The following is a 14,647-nucleotide window of genomic DNA, read 5'->3' on the forward strand; positions in this document are numbered from 1 at the left end:
CGCCCGGCGACGCAACCGCGAATCGGCCGGGGCGACCCGGGCCGTCGGTCAGCGCGGCGGCTGCCAGGGCTGCGGTGCGGCGCCCGGGGAGAGGGTGAGGAAGCCGTTGGCCGCCACCGCCTGCCAGTCGCCCGGCGCGGCATGGGGCCAGATCACCCGCACCTCGGCCGAGGTCGCCGCGCCAAGCCCGAAATGCACCCAGCCCAGATGGCCCGACACATGGCCCGCGCCCACGAAGATCTCGCGCGGTTGCGTGCGGGCGCCGGTCCGCACCTCGACCCAGGCGCCGATGCCGTCGCGATTGGCGCCGGGCATGGCCAGCCGCAGTTGCAGCCAGTTGCCCGCACCGTCAGTGGTGTTGCGCCAGATCTCGGGCGGTTCCCAGCGGTTCACCGCCAGGATGTCGACCCGACCATCCAGATCGAAATCCGCAAGCACGCCACCCCGCGCGGTCCTGAGCGAAGCGACGCCCGCCTCGGCGCTGCGTTCGGTGAAGCTGCCGTTGTCGCCCTGCATCAGCAGGTTGTTCGGATCGGCATTGGCAAAATCGGGCATGGTCGAGACATTGCCCTTGGCGACCCACAGATCGGCGCGGCCGTCGTTGTCGACATCCTCGAACTGGGCGTGCCAGGCGGTCGAGGGGCGGATGTCGCCGCCGGCATGGGGGCGGTGCGCCGTGACACCCGCGCGGGCCGCGACATCGGCATAGTCGGGGCGGCCCGACGCCGCATCGGCCAGCACCTGAAGCTTGTTGTCGGCCATCGAGGTCAGGAAGTAGTCGGGCAGGCCGTCGCCGGTGACATCGCGGCTGGCGATGCCCATGCCCCAGAGCCGCAGGTAGCGCCAGCCTTCCTCGGCCGTGTACAGGCGCGGCGCCTGACCGGGCGGGATTGCCCACATCTGTTCCTGTCCGCCCTTGTAATACTCGCGGTCGTTCGACACGCGCAGGTCGGCGGTGCCGTCGCGGTTCCAGTCGGTGAACATGATCGACAGCGGGCAATGGCTGGGCAGCAGGTCGAGCGGCGCGGCAAAGCCCTGCGGGCCGGGGCGGAACAGGCGGTTCGGGGTGCAGGAGCCCCAGGGAAACGCCTCTTCATGCCGGTCGATGTAGTCGCCGGTGGCCAGCGTCGGCCAGTTGCTGCCGGCCTCCCATGTCGCGGCGAAGGCGGTGGTCCAGCCATCGCCACCGTCGAAACCCCAGGGTTCGTTGGCGCGTTCGAAGCGGCAGTCGCCCAGCCCGCGCAGCAGCACATTCTCGCCCACGCGCAGCACGGCAAGGTCGGTGATGCCGTCGCCGTCGACATCAAGCGGATAGGCGCCGGTGACGGCGGCCAGATCGGTTTCCGCCGCAGCCGTGCGGCGGAACCGCAACGGACCGCCGGGCGAACTTTCGTTCACATACAGGCGCGCGGGATCTTCGCCGCCCGCCACATAGAGATCGGGAAAGCCGTCGCCCGAACAGTCGAAGGCGGCGGCACCGCCACCGACCATGTACTGCCATTCGCCGCGGAAGATGCCGTCCGACAGGCCGGCATCCTGCGCCTCGAACCGTTGCGCCGTGGCGGTGGCGGGGATGGCGAGGGACAGGAGCAGCGCCGCGCGGATCATCGCCGCGTCCTCAGCCGGATGACCTGTTCACCGACGCAGCGGCCCTGTTCCAGCCCCTCGCGGATCGCGCTGCGAAAGTGGATGCCACCATAGAGCCTTGAGATACCGGCCTCTTCCGCGGCATCCCAGAAGCTGGCAAAGGTGCGCCCCGGCAGGCCGTCATCGGCATGCGTGTTGTCGACGAAGGTGAAGGGTTCGCCGAACAGATGCGTCAGCACCACGGCTGCGGCGCCCGACTGGGTGGAGTGCCCCGAGGGGTATTCGGGGAATGGCGGCGTGATCAGGGGCGGTTCGAACCGCGGGTCGATCACGCGGCGGATGTAGCTGACCGGGCGGACCAGATCGTAGTCGTACTTGTCGCGCCAGCAGACGATGAAGGCGTCGGCCAGGCTGACGCCCAGAAGCGCCATGACTTCGCCCTGGCGGGCGGCGTCGGTGCCCTGTTCGGCAAAGACCGAAACCGCGATGGCAACCCAGTGCCCCGGCGGCGCCGACGAGAGCATCGGATCGTCCGACCAGAAGCGGGCGATGGCCAGCTGGTCGGGCGTCAGGGCGGCCACGGTATCGTAGACCTCTTGCGCCTCGCGGCGGAACTGGCTGGCCGGGTCCTCGCTGTAGGCGGGCGGGGGCGGCAGGCGGCATTCGGCGCCGCTGGGCAGCACGAAGGGCCGGTTCTCGCCCCAGCGCGGCAACAGAGGCGCCTGCTGCAGCGCGACGGCGCTGGTGGGAACCCAGGCCTGCGGCCCGGTCCCGCGCGTCCATTCGACCGGAAAGCCCAGGTTGGCGACGCTGGCCCCGCCATCGGTCGCAGCCCAGGCCAGCACATGCCCTGCCACCGCGCGACCGTAGGCGAGGCTGCGTTCAGCCACGGCGGGATCGAGCGCCCCGGTCGCGCGTTCGGTCAGGCGGCGCTGCATGGTTTCGAGCGCGCGCTGTCCGGTCGGGCCGGTGTTGTCGAAGAGCGCGGGCACCAGCACGGCCAGCGCGCCCTGCAGCACTGCGGCCTCGTCATGCTGGCCGGGACCGCGCGGGGGAACCGGCGTCAGGCCGTTGAGCTGGCCCGCGAGCGTGACCAGACCGGGGTTGCCCGTGACCTGCGCCTCGTGGATCGTCACGCCGATGTAGGCGAAGGCGCGGCTGGCCACCGGGGGCGAGTAGGTGGCGGTGTGGCGCACCAGTTCCAGCGTCAGGCGATACCAGTCGCGCAGGACCGTCTCTGGCGCCAGCGTGGCGCGGGCCGGGGCGGCCAGCGCGACAAGCAGAAGGGCGAGGGTGGCGACGCGCGCGATCATGACTCGGACGACCTGGCCCAGAGGTTGATGTCTTCCTCGGCCGAAATCCGGTCGATCTCGGCCAGTTCGGCGGCGGTGAACGTGAGGTTCGTCACGGCGCCCGCGCAGTCGATCACCTGTTCGGGGCGCGAGGCACCGATCAGCGCCGTGGTGATGCCGCCGCCACGCAGCACCCAGGCGATCGCCATCTGCGCCAGCGTCTGCCCGCGCGCCTGCGCAATGCGGTCGAGCGCGCGGACCGATTCGATGGCGCGGGGGGTGATGGTGCCCGGGTTCAGCGACTTGCCCTGCGCGGCGCGGCTGCCGTCGGGAATGCCGTTCAGGTACTTGCGGGTCAGGATGCCCTGTGCCAGCGGCGTGAAGGCGATCGAGCCGATGCCGAGCTCTTCCAGCGTGTCCTTGAGCCCGTCCTTTTCAACCCAGCGGTTCAGCAGGTTGTAGCTGGGCTGGTGGATCACGCAGGGGGTGCCCAGGTCCTTCAGGATCGCGGCCGCCTGCCGGGTACGCTGCGAGTTGTAGCTGGAAATTCCGGCGTAGAGCGCCTTGCCCGAGCGCACGATCCGGTCGAGCGCGCCCATCGTTTCCTCGAGCGGGGTGTCGGGATCGAAGCGGTGGGAATAGAAGATGTCGACATAGTCGAGCCCGAGGCGTCTGAGCGAGGCGTCGCACGAGGCGATCAGATACTTGCGGCTGCCCCATTCGCCATAGGGCCCGGGGTGCATGCGGTAGCCCGCCTTGGACGACACGATGATCTCGTCGCGGTAGCCCCGGAAGTCGCTGCGCAGGATCTCACCGAACGCCTCTTCGGCGCTGCCCGGGGGCGGGCCGTAGTTGTTGGCAAGGTCGAAATGGGTGATGCCGTGGTCGAAGGCGGTGCGGCAGATCGCCTGCTTCGTGGCATGGGGCGTGTCATGCCCGAAGTTGTGCCAGAGCCCGAGGCTGATCGCGGGCAGCATCAGGCCCGATGCGCCGCAGCGACGATAGACCATGCGGGAATAGCGGTCCTCGGACGGAACCCAGGCCATGCGATCTCCTCCGGCAGTTAGCGGTAACCCCGCCCTTCATGCCGCGCGCGGGGCAGGTATGGCAAGGGGCCGCGCGATCCGGCCCGGCTGCCACGGTCAGCGGCGGGTGCGCCTGACCGTGCGGCGGGGTGCGGCGCGGCCACGGGGCGCACCCTTGCCGCGCCCGTCGCTGCGCCCGCGCGCGCCGCGCGGCATCGCGCGATCCTCGATTTCCAGCAGTTCGAAGGTCAGCCCGCCGGTGACGGGAACCGCCTCGGCCAGGCGGACGGTCACGCGCGCCCCCATGCCGATCACCGTGCCGGTGTCGGCACCCATCAGCGTCTGGTTGCCCGCGTCATAGTGGAAGAACTCGCGCCCCACCTCGCGGATCGGGATCAGGCCGTCAGCCCCGCTCTCGTCCAGCTTCACGAACAGGCCGAAGCGCTGCACGCCCGAGACGCGGCCGGTGAAGGTGCTGCCCACGCGGTCGGACAGCCACGCGGCAAGGTAGCGATCGGTGGTGTCGCGTTCCGCCATCATGCTGCGGCGTTCGGCGTCGGAGATGAGTTTCGCGGTTTCCTCGAGCGTGTCCATGTCCTGCGCCGAAAGACCGTCATCGCCCCAGCCGTGCCCCGCGATCAGCGCGCGATGGACGATCAGGTCGGAATAGCGGCGGATCGGCGATGTGAAATGGGCGTAGTTGCGCAGGGCAAGGCCGAAATGGCCGAAGTTCTGCGGGTGGTAATAGGCCTGCGGCAGCGAGCGCAGCGTGGTGATGTTCAGCAGTTCGTCATGATCGGTGCCCTCGGCCTGCGCCAGCAGGCGGTTGAGATGCGCGGTCTTCAGGACCTGCCCCTTGGCCAGGGTGAAACCCGACGCCTCGGCCACCTCGCGCAGGGCGTCAAGCTTTTCGGGGCTGGGTTCTTCATGGACGCGGTAGAGCAGCGGCTTCTTCAGGCGGATCAGTTCCTCTGCGGCCGCCACGTTGGCCATGACCATGAACTCTTCGATCAGGCGGTGCGTCTCGAGCCGTTCCTTGAACGCGACCGAGATCACGCGGCCCTCGTCGGACAGCACGATCCGGCGTTCCGGAAGGTCGAGGTTGAGCGGCTGGCGGCGTTCGCGGGCGCGGACGGCAGCCTGGTAGGCGGACCAGAGGGGGCGCAGCACACGGTCAAGAAGCGGAGCGGTGACCGCGTCCGGCTGGCCGTCGATGGCGGACTGCACCTGCGCATATTCAAGGCTGGCGACCGAGCGCATGAGGCCCCGGACAAAGCGGAAACCCGTCAGGTCACCGCTTTCGGACAGGCGCATCCGCACCGCCAGGCAGGCCCGGTCGACCCCCGCGTGAAGCGAGCACAGATCGCCCGACAGGCCGTCGGGCAGCATCGGCACCACGCGGTCGGGGAAGTAGGTGGAATTGCCGCGCTTGCGCGCCTCGCGGTCCAGCGCCGAACCGGGGCGGACATAGTGCGCCACGTCGGCAATGGCGACCCAGACGACATGGCCGCCCGGGTTGGCCGGATCGGAGTCGGGTTCGGCGAAGACGGCATCGTCGCGGTCGCGCGCATCGGCCGGGTCGATCGTGACAAGCGGCAGGTCGCGCAGGTCGGTGCGGTTCGCCTGGCCCGCAGGTTCGGCGGTTTCCGCCTCGATCAGCGCGGCGTCGGGAAAACGGTCGGGGATGCCGTGCTGGTGGATGGCGATCAGGCTGACCGCCTTTGGCGCACCCGGGTCGCCGATGCGGGCGACGACGCGGGCGGCAGGCAGGCCAAGCCTGCGGGGGCCGGCCGCCTCGGCCTCGACCAGCTCGCCGTCGCGCGCGCCCATGTCCATGCCGGGACCGACGCGCCATTCCTTGTCCTGACCCTTGTCGATGGGCAGGATGCGACCGCCCTCGGCGCCCTTGCGGAAGATGCCGAGCAGGCGCAGGGGCGAGGTGCCGATCTTGCGGATCAGCCGCGCCTCGTGGCTGTGGGCCGCGCCGGGGGTTTCGGTCAGGCGGGCGAGGATGCGGTCATCGGCGCCCAGGGCCGGGTCGCTGTTGCGGGTGATCACCAGGATGCGGGGCCTTGCCCCGTCGCCCTGCCATTCCACCGCCTCGGCCCAGAGATCGCCTTCGGTGTCGGGGCCGGTGACGCGCAGGATCGAGACCGGCGGCAGCGTGCCCGCATCGCGGTAGCTGCGCTTGCGGCGCGAGACGCGACCCTCGTCCTCAAGCTCGGACAGCAGGCGTTTCAGTTCGATGCGCGCGGGGCCGCCCTTGATGCCGAAGGCGCGGGCGATGTCGCGCTTTGCGGTCAGGGTGGGGTTCTCGGCCATCCAGCGCAGCAGCGCGGCCTTGTCGGGTATCTGGTCCATGCCCGCGCCCTAGCACGGGGCGCGCGGCCTGTCAGCCTGCGATCACGAGGTCGGCCGGGCGCGAACCGCCGAGGACGCGGCGGACATTGGGCAGATCGTTCGTGGCGATCCACTGCGCGGCCTCGTCGGGGGTCTTGCCATGGGTCAGCCAGCGGTCGGTAAGGCGGCGGACGATCTCGGGCTCGGGAACGGTCAGCATCACGGTCAGGTCGAACAGCGGCGCGAGATCGGCCCAGGGCGGTGCCGCCAGCAAGAGCCAGTTGCCCTCGACGATCAGGAAGCGGTCGTCGGGCATCACCACGTCGGCGGCGGCGCGCGACAGTTCCATGCCGCGGTCGAACACCGGGATCGCGACCTCGGCCTCGGTCCGCAGGCGGTGGACCAGATGCAGGAATCCCGTGGCGTCGAAGGTCTCGGGGGCGCCCTTGCGATGGCGCAGGCCCCGCGCGTTCAGCACGGCGTCGTCGTAGTGGAAACCGTCCATCGGCACCACCCGGGCGCCGGGGCCCAGCCCCGCGGCGATGGCGGCGGCGAGGGTGGACTTGCCCGCGCCGGGCGGACCGGCAAGGGCGGTGATGAAGCGGCCCGGGCGGGTGTTCGCCCGGGCGCGGATCAGATCGACGATTGGGTCGGGGATCACGGCGCCCCCGCCGCGTGACGGCGCGTCCCGCGCGGGGGCCGTGCTGCTGCTGCCGGATTCCCGGTCGCTGGCGTCATGCTGCCGCCTCGACGCCTTCGGGAACCCTTGCGCCGGTCATGAAGGCCACGGCATCCGACATCGTGTAGTCCGACGGCTTGATGACGCAGAGACGCCTGCCAAGCCGATGGATGTGGATGCGGTCGGCCACCTCGAACACATGGGGCATGTTGTGGCTGATCAGGATGATCGGGATCCCGCGTGCGCGCACGTCGCGGATCAGTTCCAGCACCCGGCGGCTTTCCTTGACGCCCAGTGCCGCAGTCGGTTCGTCCAGGATCACGACCTTCGAGCCGAAGGCGGCGGCGCGGGCCACGGCCACGCCCTGCCTTTGCCCCCCTGACAGGGTTTCCACCGCCTGGTTGATGTTCTGGATCGTCATCAGGCCCAGTTCGTTCAGCTTTTCGCGGGCGAACTTCTCCATCGCCGGGCGGTCAAGCTGGCGGAACACCGACCCCATGATCCCGGGTTTGCGCAGTTCGCGGCCCATGAACATGTTGTCGGCGATCGACAGCGCGGGCGACATCGCCAGCGTCTGATAGACGCATTCGATGCCCGCCGCCCGCGCCTCGATGGGCGACTTGAAGGCGATCGGACGCCCCTCAAGCGTGATCTCGCCCTCGTCGGGGACGACCGCGCCCGAGATCGCCTTGATCAGGCTGGACTTGCCCGCGCCGTTGTCGCCGATCACGGCGATGATCTCGCCGGGGTAGAGGTCGAAGTCGCAGTGATCGAGCGCGGTGACCTTGCCGTAGCGTTTGACAAGCCCGCGCGCCTTGAGGATCGGTTCCATCAGCCTGACACCTTTCTGATCCACTGGTCCACGGCGACCGCGAAGATGATCAGCGCGCCGATGAGGAAGAAGGTCCATTGCGGGTCGGTGCCGACAAGGCGCAGGCCCATCTCGAACACGCCCACGATCAGGGCGCCGAAGAACATGCCGACGATGCTGCCGCGACCGCCGAAGAGCGATATGCCCCCGATCACCACGGCGGTGATCGACTGGATGTTGCCCAGTTGCCCGGTCGAGGCGGTCGGCGAGACCGAGCCGAAGCGACCGATCATCACCCAGCCCGCGATGGCACAGAACAGCCCGGCCAGCGCATAGACCTGGATCAGCACCTTTTTCGTCGGCACCCCGGCCAGTTCGGCAGCATCGGGATCGTCACCCGTGGCATAGACATGCCGTCCCCAGGCGGTGTTGCGCAGCACATAGGACATGATCGCCACCAGCGCGATCATCAGGAACACGGCATACAGCACCTTGACCCCGCCGGGGTTGACCGAACCGCCCCAGAACTGGAGGATCGGGGCCTGGTCGCGCACGTCCTGGCTGCGGATCGTCTCGTTCGCCGAGAAGATGAAGTTCGACGCCAGCAGGATCTGCCAGGTGCCCAGCGTGACGATGAAGGGCGGCAGCTTCATGCGCGCGATCAGAAAGCCGTTGAAGGCCCCCATCGCCGTGCCGAGCGCCAGGCCGATCGCGACCGCCAGCGTGGGCGGCACGCCGTAGCGGAACGACATCTGCCCCATCAGCACCGACGAGAACACCGCGATCGCACCGACCGACAGGTCGATCCCCGCGGTCAGCACCACGATGGTCTGCGCGCAGCCGAGGATTCCGACGATGGCGATCTGCTGCAGGATCGTGGACAGCGTGCCCGCCTTGAAGAAGTTCTCGGACAGGAGACCGAAGACAATCAGGGCGACCACCAGAACGATCAGCGGCACCGCCGAGGGCGTCTGGTGCAGCCAGTGCTGCACGCGCTTGAGCAGGTTCTTGTCCTCATGGAATTCGGCAACCTTCTCGGAGGCGCCTTTCAGCCCCTCTTCGTAGCTGGTTGCCGCCTTGGTGTCGGATGACATCTGTCTTCCCCTCCCCTGGCGTGATGATTGGCTGGTTTCTGACCGCTTCTGTTCTGTGCCCCGTCTTTCAGGATCAGGGGCGGCGCATCGGCCGCCCCTGCACAGCGAGCGTGGGTCAGGTCACGCGGCAAATCAACTGCCGCGTGCGGGGCGGCGGATCAGCCCCAGCAGAGTTCCAGGCCCTTGACGGTATCGATCGACTCGATCCCGGCGGCCGGCTTGTCGGTGATCAGCTGCACGCCGGTATCGAAGAAGTCCTTGCCTTCCGTGGGCGCGGGCTTCGACCCGTCGGCGGCGAACTTGGCAATCGCCTCGATCCCGAGCGAGGCCATCAGCAGCGGATACTGCTGCGAGGTGGCGCCGATGACGCCTTCCTTGACGTTCTGCACACCCGGGCAGCCGCCGTCGACCGACACGATCAGCACGTCATTCTCGCGGCCCACGGCCTTGAGCGCCTCATAGGCACCGGCGGCCGAGGGTTCGTTGATGGTGTAGACCACGTTGATGTTCGGGTCCTTGGCCAGAAGCGCCTCCATCGCCTTCAGGCCGCCTTCCTCGTTGCCGGCGGTGACTTCGTTGCCGACGATGCGGGGGTCGGTCTCATCCCCCCACTTGTTCGGATCGGCCAGGTCGATGCCGAAGCCCTGCAGGAAGCCCTGGTCGCGCAGCACGTCGACCGAGGGCTGGCTGATGGCCAGGTCCAGCAGTGCAATGCGGGCGTTCGCGGCCTCGGCGCCCAGCGTGGCGGCGGCCCACTGGCCGATCAGCAGCCCGGCACGGAAGTTGTCGGTGGCGAAGGTCGCATCCGCCGCGTCGATGGGTTCCAGAGGGCTGTCGAGCGCGATCACCAGCAGACCGGCATCGCGCGCCGACTGCACGGCATCGACGATGGCCTTGGTGTCCGACGCGGTCAGCAGGATACCCTTGGCACCGTCGGCCACGCAGGCCTCGATGGCCGCGACCTGGCTTTCATGGTCGCCGTCGATGCGCCCGGCGTAGGATTTCAGCGTGATACCCAGCTCGGTCGCCTTGGCGGTGGCGCCTTCCTTCATCTTGACGAAGAAGGGGTTGGTATCGGTCTTGGTGATCAGGCAGGCACTGGTCTGCGCCATCGCCGGAGCCGCCGCCGCAAGGGCAAGCGCCGCCGCGCCCCAGAGGGCCGTTGTCGTCCGTTTCATCCGAAGTCCTCCCGAGAATGCAGGGGCGTTCCGCCCCCCTTTGACGTTTCGTGCGCCGACGCCGCTCTGCGCCGCGACGATGACAGATGATCCGATTCCGGTCGCTGCGTCAAGATAAATAAATCACTATGATTTAGTATTGACAGACGGCCGGGACCAACACAGTCTGGCAGATGAATTTCTGGGCGTCGAAGGACCATGCTGATCGGAATTCCCCCCCTGCTCGGCCCGGACCTGTTGCGCACGCTGCGCGCCATGGGGCATGGCGACGAGATCGCGCTGGTGGATGCGAACTATCCGGCCGAGGAACATGCCCGGCGCCTGCTGCGTGCGGATGGTGTGGGGATTGTGGCGATGATCGAGGCGATCCTGACCGTGCTTCCGCTGGACGATGACGCGCCAGCGATCCTGCGCGCCGCGCAGGGCAACCGCCCGCCCGCCTGCGGCCCGATCCACGACGAGATTGACAGGCTGTGCGCACGGCTGGCGCCGGACCGCGCCGTGACGGCGCTGGCGGGTGACGACCTGTATCCGCGCATCCGCGCGGCCCATGCCGTGATCGCGACGGGCGAGCCGGCAACCTATGCCAACGTGATCCTGCGCAAGGGCGTGATCCGTCACGCGATCGCCGGATGAAGGTCGAGGTCACCCCCATCGCAGACCCGGGCGGCGCCGACGATGGCGGGCCGCGCGGATCGAACCAGGCGGGCATGCGCGCGTGGAACGAGCGGCTGGTGCTGAGCCTGGTGCGGCGCGAGGGGGCGCTGGCGAAGTCGGACATCGCGCGGATGACCGGGCTTTCGGCGCAGACCGTCAGCGTGATCATGCGGGCGCTGGAACAGGACGGGTTCCTGCTGCGCGGGGAACCGGTGCGGGGAAAGATCGGCCAGCCCTCGGTGCCGATGCGGCTGGCGCCCGAGGGTGCGCTGTTCCTGGGGCTCAAGCTGGGGCGGCGGTCGGCGGACCTGACGCTGGTCGATTTTCTGGGCCGGGTGCGGGCGACGCGGCGGCGGCTGTGGCGATACCCCACCCCGGACGCCGTGGTGGACTTCGTGACGCAGGCGCTGCCCGAGGTCATGGCCGACCTGACGCCGACGGTGCGGGCGCGGATCGGCGGCATGGGCGTGGCAATGCCGTTCCAGCTGTGGAACTGGGTCGATTTCATCGGTGCGCCGCAGAACGAGATGGATGCCTGGCGGCACCGCGACATCGGTGCGGAACTGTCGGCAATGACGGGCATGCCCGTGCATGTGCAGAACGACGCGACGGCGGCCTGTGGTGCGGAACTGGTGTTCGGCACGGGCGACCGGCCCCGCGATTTCCTGTATTTCTACTTCGGCTTCTTCATCGGCGGCGGGCTGGTGCTGAACGGCCAGCTTTATACCGGCCGCACCGGAAACGCGGCGGGCGTGGGCCCGATGCCCGTGCCGGGGCCCGACGGACAGATGCGTCGGCTGCTGGATGTGGCGTCGCTGTTCACGCTGGCGCAGGCGATGGATGCGGCGGGCGAGAAGTCCGACAGCCTGTGGCACGACCCGCATGACTGGCAGGTCGGCGCCGATGTCCTGGACGCCTGGATCGCCGACACCGGGCAGGCCCTGGCCGCCGCGGTGATGAGCGCAACCGGCCTTCTGGAACTGGAGGCGGTGATGTTCGACGGCTGGATGCCCGCCGGTGTGCGGGCGGCGGTCACGCAGGCCACGGCGGCGGCCTTCGCGCGGCTGGATCAGGCCGGGATCAGCACGCCCGCGTTCCGCGAAGGCACGGTGGGGCCCGAGGCGCGGGCGCTGGGCGCGGCAGCGGTGCCGCTGTCGCTGCGCTACATGATCGACGGCTGGACAGGATAGCGCCGGTCAGTCCGTCCGCAGCACCAGCGCGGCATCCGGCGCCCAGGTCAGCGCCACGCGGTCGCCAGGGACGATGCGCGCACCGCCGTCGCCCGTGCCCGAGGCCAATGTCACCATCACCGGCAAGTCCTGATCCGCGGCGCGCAGCACGATTTGCCGCCGGTCACCCAGAAAGCTGACCGACTCGACGGTGGCAGCAAGGCCGGGCGTGCCAGGCGCACCGATGCGCATCTTCTCGGGGCGGATTGCGAGGACGGCCGCCGAGCCCGCCGAAAGCCCGGGTCCCGCATGCCCCGACATCGGGCCGAGTATCCCCATATCCACCTGTGCCATGCCCTCGGCGATCGCCGTCACGGTTCCGGGCAGCATCGTCATCGCCCCGATGAAGGCCGCGATCTTCTGCGACGCCGGCCGGTCATACAGCGCCTCGGGCGTGTCGATCTGCAGCACCCGGCCCGCATCCATCACCGCGATCCGGTCGGCCAGCGTCAGCGCCTCTTCCTGGTCGTGCGTGACCAGGATGAAGGTGATCCCGACCTCGCGCTGCAGGCGGCGGAGTTCGTGCTGCATCTCCTCGCGCAGCTTGCGGTCGAGCGCGGACAGCGGTTCGTCCAGCAGCAGGACGCGCGGGCGCAGGACAAGCGCGCGGGCCAGCGCCACGCGCTGCCGCTGACCGCCCGACAGCGCATGCGCCGCGCGGCCCCCCAGCCCCTGCATCCGGACCATGGCCAGCGCCTCGTCGATGCGGGCCTGCGCCGCCGCCCCGGTGACGCCCTGATAGCGCAGGCCATAGCCCACGTTCTCGGCCACCGTCAGGTGGGGAAAGATCGCATAGCTCTGGAACACCATGTTGGCCGGGCGGCGGTTGGGCGGCACCCCGGCCATGTCGCGCCCGTCCAGCAGCACCTGACCCTCGGTCGCGTCCTCGATTCCCGCAAGGATGCGCAGGAGGGTCGTCTTGCCGCAACCTGATGGACCGAGAAGCGCGAAGAAGGCGCCCTCGGCAATGTCCAGCGTCACCCCGTGCAGGGCCGTGACGGTGCCGAAGCGCTTGGCCACGCCATTGATGCGGATGATCGGATCGCTCACGGATTCCCTCCGGATGGCAGCCCGCGGCGGCGCATCGCCTCGGCCAGGATGACCAGCACGGCAGACCCCAGCAGGATCAGCGACCCCAGGGCCAGCGTGCCGGGCAGCCGGTTGGGAAAGCGGAGCTGGCTGAACAGGAAGACCGGCAGCGTGGTGTCGGTGCCGGTCAAGAAGAACGAGATCACGAACTCGTCGAACGAGATGATGAAGCACAGCAGCAGCGACGAGATCACGCCGGGCGCCGCCAGCGGCAGCGTGACCCTGAGAAAGGTCGAAAGCCCCGGCGCGCCAAGGTCGCGCGACGCCTCCTCGAGGCTGGGGTCGAACCCCTCCAGCCGCGACATCAGCACGACAATGGCGAAAGGGATGCACAGCATCAGGTGCCCCGCCGCCACCGTCCACAGCGACAGGCGCAGGCCGAGGATCTGGATGATCACGACCAGAAGCGCGACGCCCAGCACGATCGAGGGCACGACGAGCGGCAGCATGATGAAGCCGAGGATCGGGCCCTTGCCGGGCAACCGGTAGCGCGCCAGCGCAAGCGCGGCGGGCAGAGCCAGCGCGGTCGACACCACTGCAACCCCCACCGCGACCCACAGCGAATTGCCGAGCGCCTGCATCATCGAGGCGTTGGCGGCCATCGCGCCATAATGGCGCAGGGTGAAGCCCGACAGCGGAAACGTCGCGAAATTGGCGTCGTTCACGCTGAACAGCGGCATCAGCAGCACCGGGCCATAGAGGAAGGCCACGAACAGCACCGCGTACCAGGTCAGCGCGTCGAACCTGCGCGTCATCCGCGCCCCCGCATGTGCCGCCAGCCGACGAGCCGCAGGAACAGCAGCACCAGCACGGCGATCACCAGCATGGTCAGGATCGAGATCGCCGCCCCCAGCGGCGCGTTGTCCTGCCGGGTGAACAGCTGCTGCACCAGGTTACCGATCATCGTGCCGGTCGGGCCGCCGACCAGCGTGGGTGTCACATAGTCCCCCACGGTCGGAATGAAGACCAGCAGCGTGGCCGAGATGGTGCCCGGCATCGACAGCGGCAGGGTGATGCGGCGGAACCGCGCCCAGCGGCTGTCGCCCAGGTCGGAGGCGGCCTCGAGCAGGCTGCGGTCGATCTTGTCCAGGCTCACATAGATCGGCAGCACGGCGAACGCGATCCAGCTGTGCGCCAGCGTGATCGTCACGGCGACAGGATTGTACAGCAGGAATTCCAGCGGCTCGCGGATGATGCCAAGCGACATCAGGCCGGAGTTCACGGCACCGTTGTAGCCCAGCACGATCTTCCAGGCGAAGACCCGCAGCAGGTAGCTTGTCCAGAAGGGGATGGTCAGAAGGATGATCCAGACCGCCTTGTGCCGCGTGACGCGGAAGGCAAGGAAATAGGCCATCGGCCAGGCGATCAGGATCACCGCCGCGGTGGCGACCAGCGACATGGTCAGCGACTTGACCAGCAGGATCGCTGGCACCGGATAGGCGAAGGGAAAGGGAATGCCGTTCCAAACCGTCGGTTCATCCGACAGGGTCAGCACCCGGGCATAGTTGGCCAGGGTCAGGCTTCGGTCGATGGTGAAGCCGTCCTGCGTCCAGAAGCTGAGCAGGATGAGCGCGGCAAGCGGCGCGGCAAGCGTGGCCGCCATGACCAGGAAGGCCGGCGCCAGAAGCGCCGCGCCCGTCCGCGCCGACCGTCCCGCCGATGCCAT

At 69.0% G+C, this 14,647-nt stretch carries 13 protein-coding genes; 2 read left to right on the forward strand and 11 right to left on the reverse strand.

Annotation, left to right across the window (positions count from 1 at the left end; genetic code table 11):
* Positions 1 to 48: 48 nt before the first annotated feature.
* The 8 genes from KF887_01365 to KF887_01400 all read right to left on the reverse strand — a co-directional run bounded on the left by KF887_01365 (position 49) and on the right by KF887_01400 (position 10,006).
* On the reverse strand, positions 49 to 1,608 hold the full coding sequence (locus KF887_01365; protein QYK41822.1) for a CRTAC1 family protein: 1,560 nt from the start codon (positions 1,606 to 1,608) through the stop codon (positions 49 to 51).
* Positions 1,605 to 2,900: a vanadium-dependent haloperoxidase gene (locus tag KF887_01370; GenBank protein QYK41823.1), complete on the reverse strand. Its 1,296-nt coding sequence runs from the start codon at positions 2,898 to 2,900 to the stop codon at positions 1,605 to 1,607. Before KF887_01370 ends, KF887_01365 begins: the two co-directional genes overlap by 4 nt.
* Positions 2,897 to 3,925, reverse strand: coding sequence for an L-glyceraldehyde 3-phosphate reductase (gene mgrA / locus KF887_01375; protein QYK41824.1), 1,029 nt, complete (start codon positions 3,923 to 3,925; stop codon positions 2,897 to 2,899). Before mgrA ends, KF887_01370 begins: the two co-directional genes overlap by 4 nt.
* A 96-nt stretch (positions 3,926 to 4,021) precedes the next feature.
* Positions 4,022 to 6,265 (reverse strand): ribonuclease R, encoded by a 2,244-nt coding sequence (gene rnr / locus KF887_01380; protein QYK41825.1) that lies wholly within the window; start codon positions 6,263 to 6,265, stop codon positions 4,022 to 4,024.
* A 31-nt stretch (positions 6,266 to 6,296) separates the two neighbouring features.
* A complete protein-coding gene (locus KF887_01385) occupies positions 6,297 to 6,905 on the reverse strand; it encodes a nucleoside triphosphate hydrolase (GenBank protein ID QYK41826.1) in 609 nt (202 codons plus the stop codon).
* Positions 6,906 to 6,978: 73 nt separating this feature from the next.
* On the reverse strand, positions 6,979 to 7,755 hold the full coding sequence (locus tag KF887_01390) for a sugar ABC transporter ATP-binding protein (protein QYK41827.1): 777 nt from the start codon (positions 7,753 to 7,755) through the stop codon (positions 6,979 to 6,981).
* Entirely contained in the window at positions 7,755 to 8,828 is a 1,074-nt protein-coding gene (locus KF887_01395) for an ABC transporter permease (protein ID QYK41828.1), read from the reverse strand. Before KF887_01395 ends, KF887_01390 begins: the two co-directional genes overlap by 1 nt.
* Positions 8,829 to 8,986: 158 nt before the next feature.
* Positions 8,987 to 10,006 carry a sugar ABC transporter substrate-binding protein gene (locus KF887_01400; GenBank protein QYK41829.1) on the reverse strand — a complete coding sequence of 340 codons (1,020 nt, stop codon included), beginning with the start codon at positions 10,004 to 10,006 and terminating at the stop codon, positions 8,987 to 8,989.
* Positions 10,007 to 10,204: 198 nt separating this feature from the next.
* Between KF887_01400 and KF887_01405 the strand changes: the two genes are divergently transcribed.
* Together KF887_01405 and KF887_01410 are read left to right on the forward strand one after the other, a co-directional pair.
* On the forward strand, positions 10,205 to 10,642 hold the full coding sequence (locus tag KF887_01405) for a transporter (GenBank protein ID QYK41830.1): 438 nt from the start codon (positions 10,205 to 10,207) through the stop codon (positions 10,640 to 10,642).
* A gap of 74 nt (positions 10,643 to 10,716) precedes the next feature.
* Positions 10,717 to 11,853, forward strand: a complete 1,137-nt coding sequence (locus tag KF887_01410; GenBank protein ID QYK43385.1) for an ROK family transcriptional regulator — start codon at positions 10,717 to 10,719, stop codon at positions 11,851 to 11,853.
* A gap of 6 nt (positions 11,854 to 11,859) precedes the next feature.
* Here the strand turns inward: KF887_01410 and KF887_01415 are convergent, their stop codons facing one another.
* Genes KF887_01415 through KF887_01425 form a run of 3 tightly spaced genes read right to left on the reverse strand, consistent with a single transcriptional unit; the run spans position 11,860 to position 14,647 of the window.
* Complete coding sequence (locus KF887_01415; GenBank protein ID QYK41831.1) at positions 11,860 to 12,942, reverse strand: ABC transporter ATP-binding protein; 1,083 nt, start codon at positions 12,940 to 12,942, stop codon at positions 11,860 to 11,862.
* The gene (locus KF887_01420; GenBank protein ID QYK41832.1) at positions 12,939 to 13,736 is read right to left on the reverse strand and encodes an ABC transporter permease; all 798 of its coding nucleotides are present in this window, start codon (positions 13,734 to 13,736) and stop codon (positions 12,939 to 12,941) included. The genes KF887_01415 and KF887_01420 overlap by 4 nt, the downstream gene beginning before the upstream one ends.
* Positions 13,733 to 14,647, reverse strand: a complete 915-nt coding sequence (locus KF887_01425; GenBank protein QYK41833.1) for an ABC transporter permease — start codon at positions 14,645 to 14,647, stop codon at positions 13,733 to 13,735. Before KF887_01425 ends, KF887_01420 begins: the two co-directional genes overlap by 4 nt.

The sequence above is a fragment of the Paracoccaceae bacterium genome (assembly GCA_019454225.1).
GTDB lineage: Bacteria > Pseudomonadota > Alphaproteobacteria > Rhodobacterales > Rhodobacteraceae.

What these genes read in the sequence shown, in the direction of transcription:
- KF887_01365 (QYK41822.1), bottom strand. Translation starts at nt 1,608, where the DNA reads ATGATCCGCGCGGCGCTGCTCCTGTCCCTCGCCATCCCCGCCACCGCC.
- KF887_01370 (QYK41823.1), bottom strand. Translation starts at nt 2,900, where the DNA reads ATGATCGCGCGCGTCGCCACCCTCGCCCTTCTGCTTGTCGCGCTGGCC.
- mgrA (QYK41824.1), bottom strand. Translation starts at nt 3,925, where the DNA reads ATGGCCTGGGTTCCGTCCGAGGACCGCTATTCCCGCATGGTCTATCGT.
- rnr (QYK41825.1), bottom strand. Translation starts at nt 6,265, where the DNA reads ATGGACCAGATACCCGACAAGGCCGCGCTGCTGCGCTGGATGGCCGAG.
- KF887_01390 (QYK41827.1), bottom strand. Translation starts at nt 7,755, where the DNA reads ATGGAACCGATCCTCAAGGCGCGCGGGCTTGTCAAACGCTACGGCAAG.
- KF887_01395 (QYK41828.1), bottom strand. Translation starts at nt 8,828, where the DNA reads ATGTCATCCGACACCAAGGCGGCAACCAGCTACGAAGAGGGGCTGAAA.
- KF887_01400 (QYK41829.1), bottom strand. Translation starts at nt 10,006, where the DNA reads ATGAAACGGACGACAACGGCCCTCTGGGGCGCGGCGGCGCTTGCCCTT.
- KF887_01405 (QYK41830.1), top strand. Translation starts at nt 10,205, where the DNA reads ATGCTGATCGGAATTCCCCCCCTGCTCGGCCCGGACCTGTTGCGCACG.
- KF887_01410 (QYK43385.1), top strand. Translation starts at nt 10,717, where the DNA reads ATGCGCGCGTGGAACGAGCGGCTGGTGCTGAGCCTGGTGCGGCGCGAG.
- KF887_01420 (QYK41832.1), bottom strand. Translation starts at nt 13,736, where the DNA reads ATGACGCGCAGGTTCGACGCGCTGACCTGGTACGCGGTGCTGTTCGTG.
- KF887_01425 (QYK41833.1), bottom strand. Translation starts at nt 14,647, where the DNA reads ATGGCATCGGCGGGACGGTCGGCGCGGACGGGCGCGGCGCTTCTGGCG.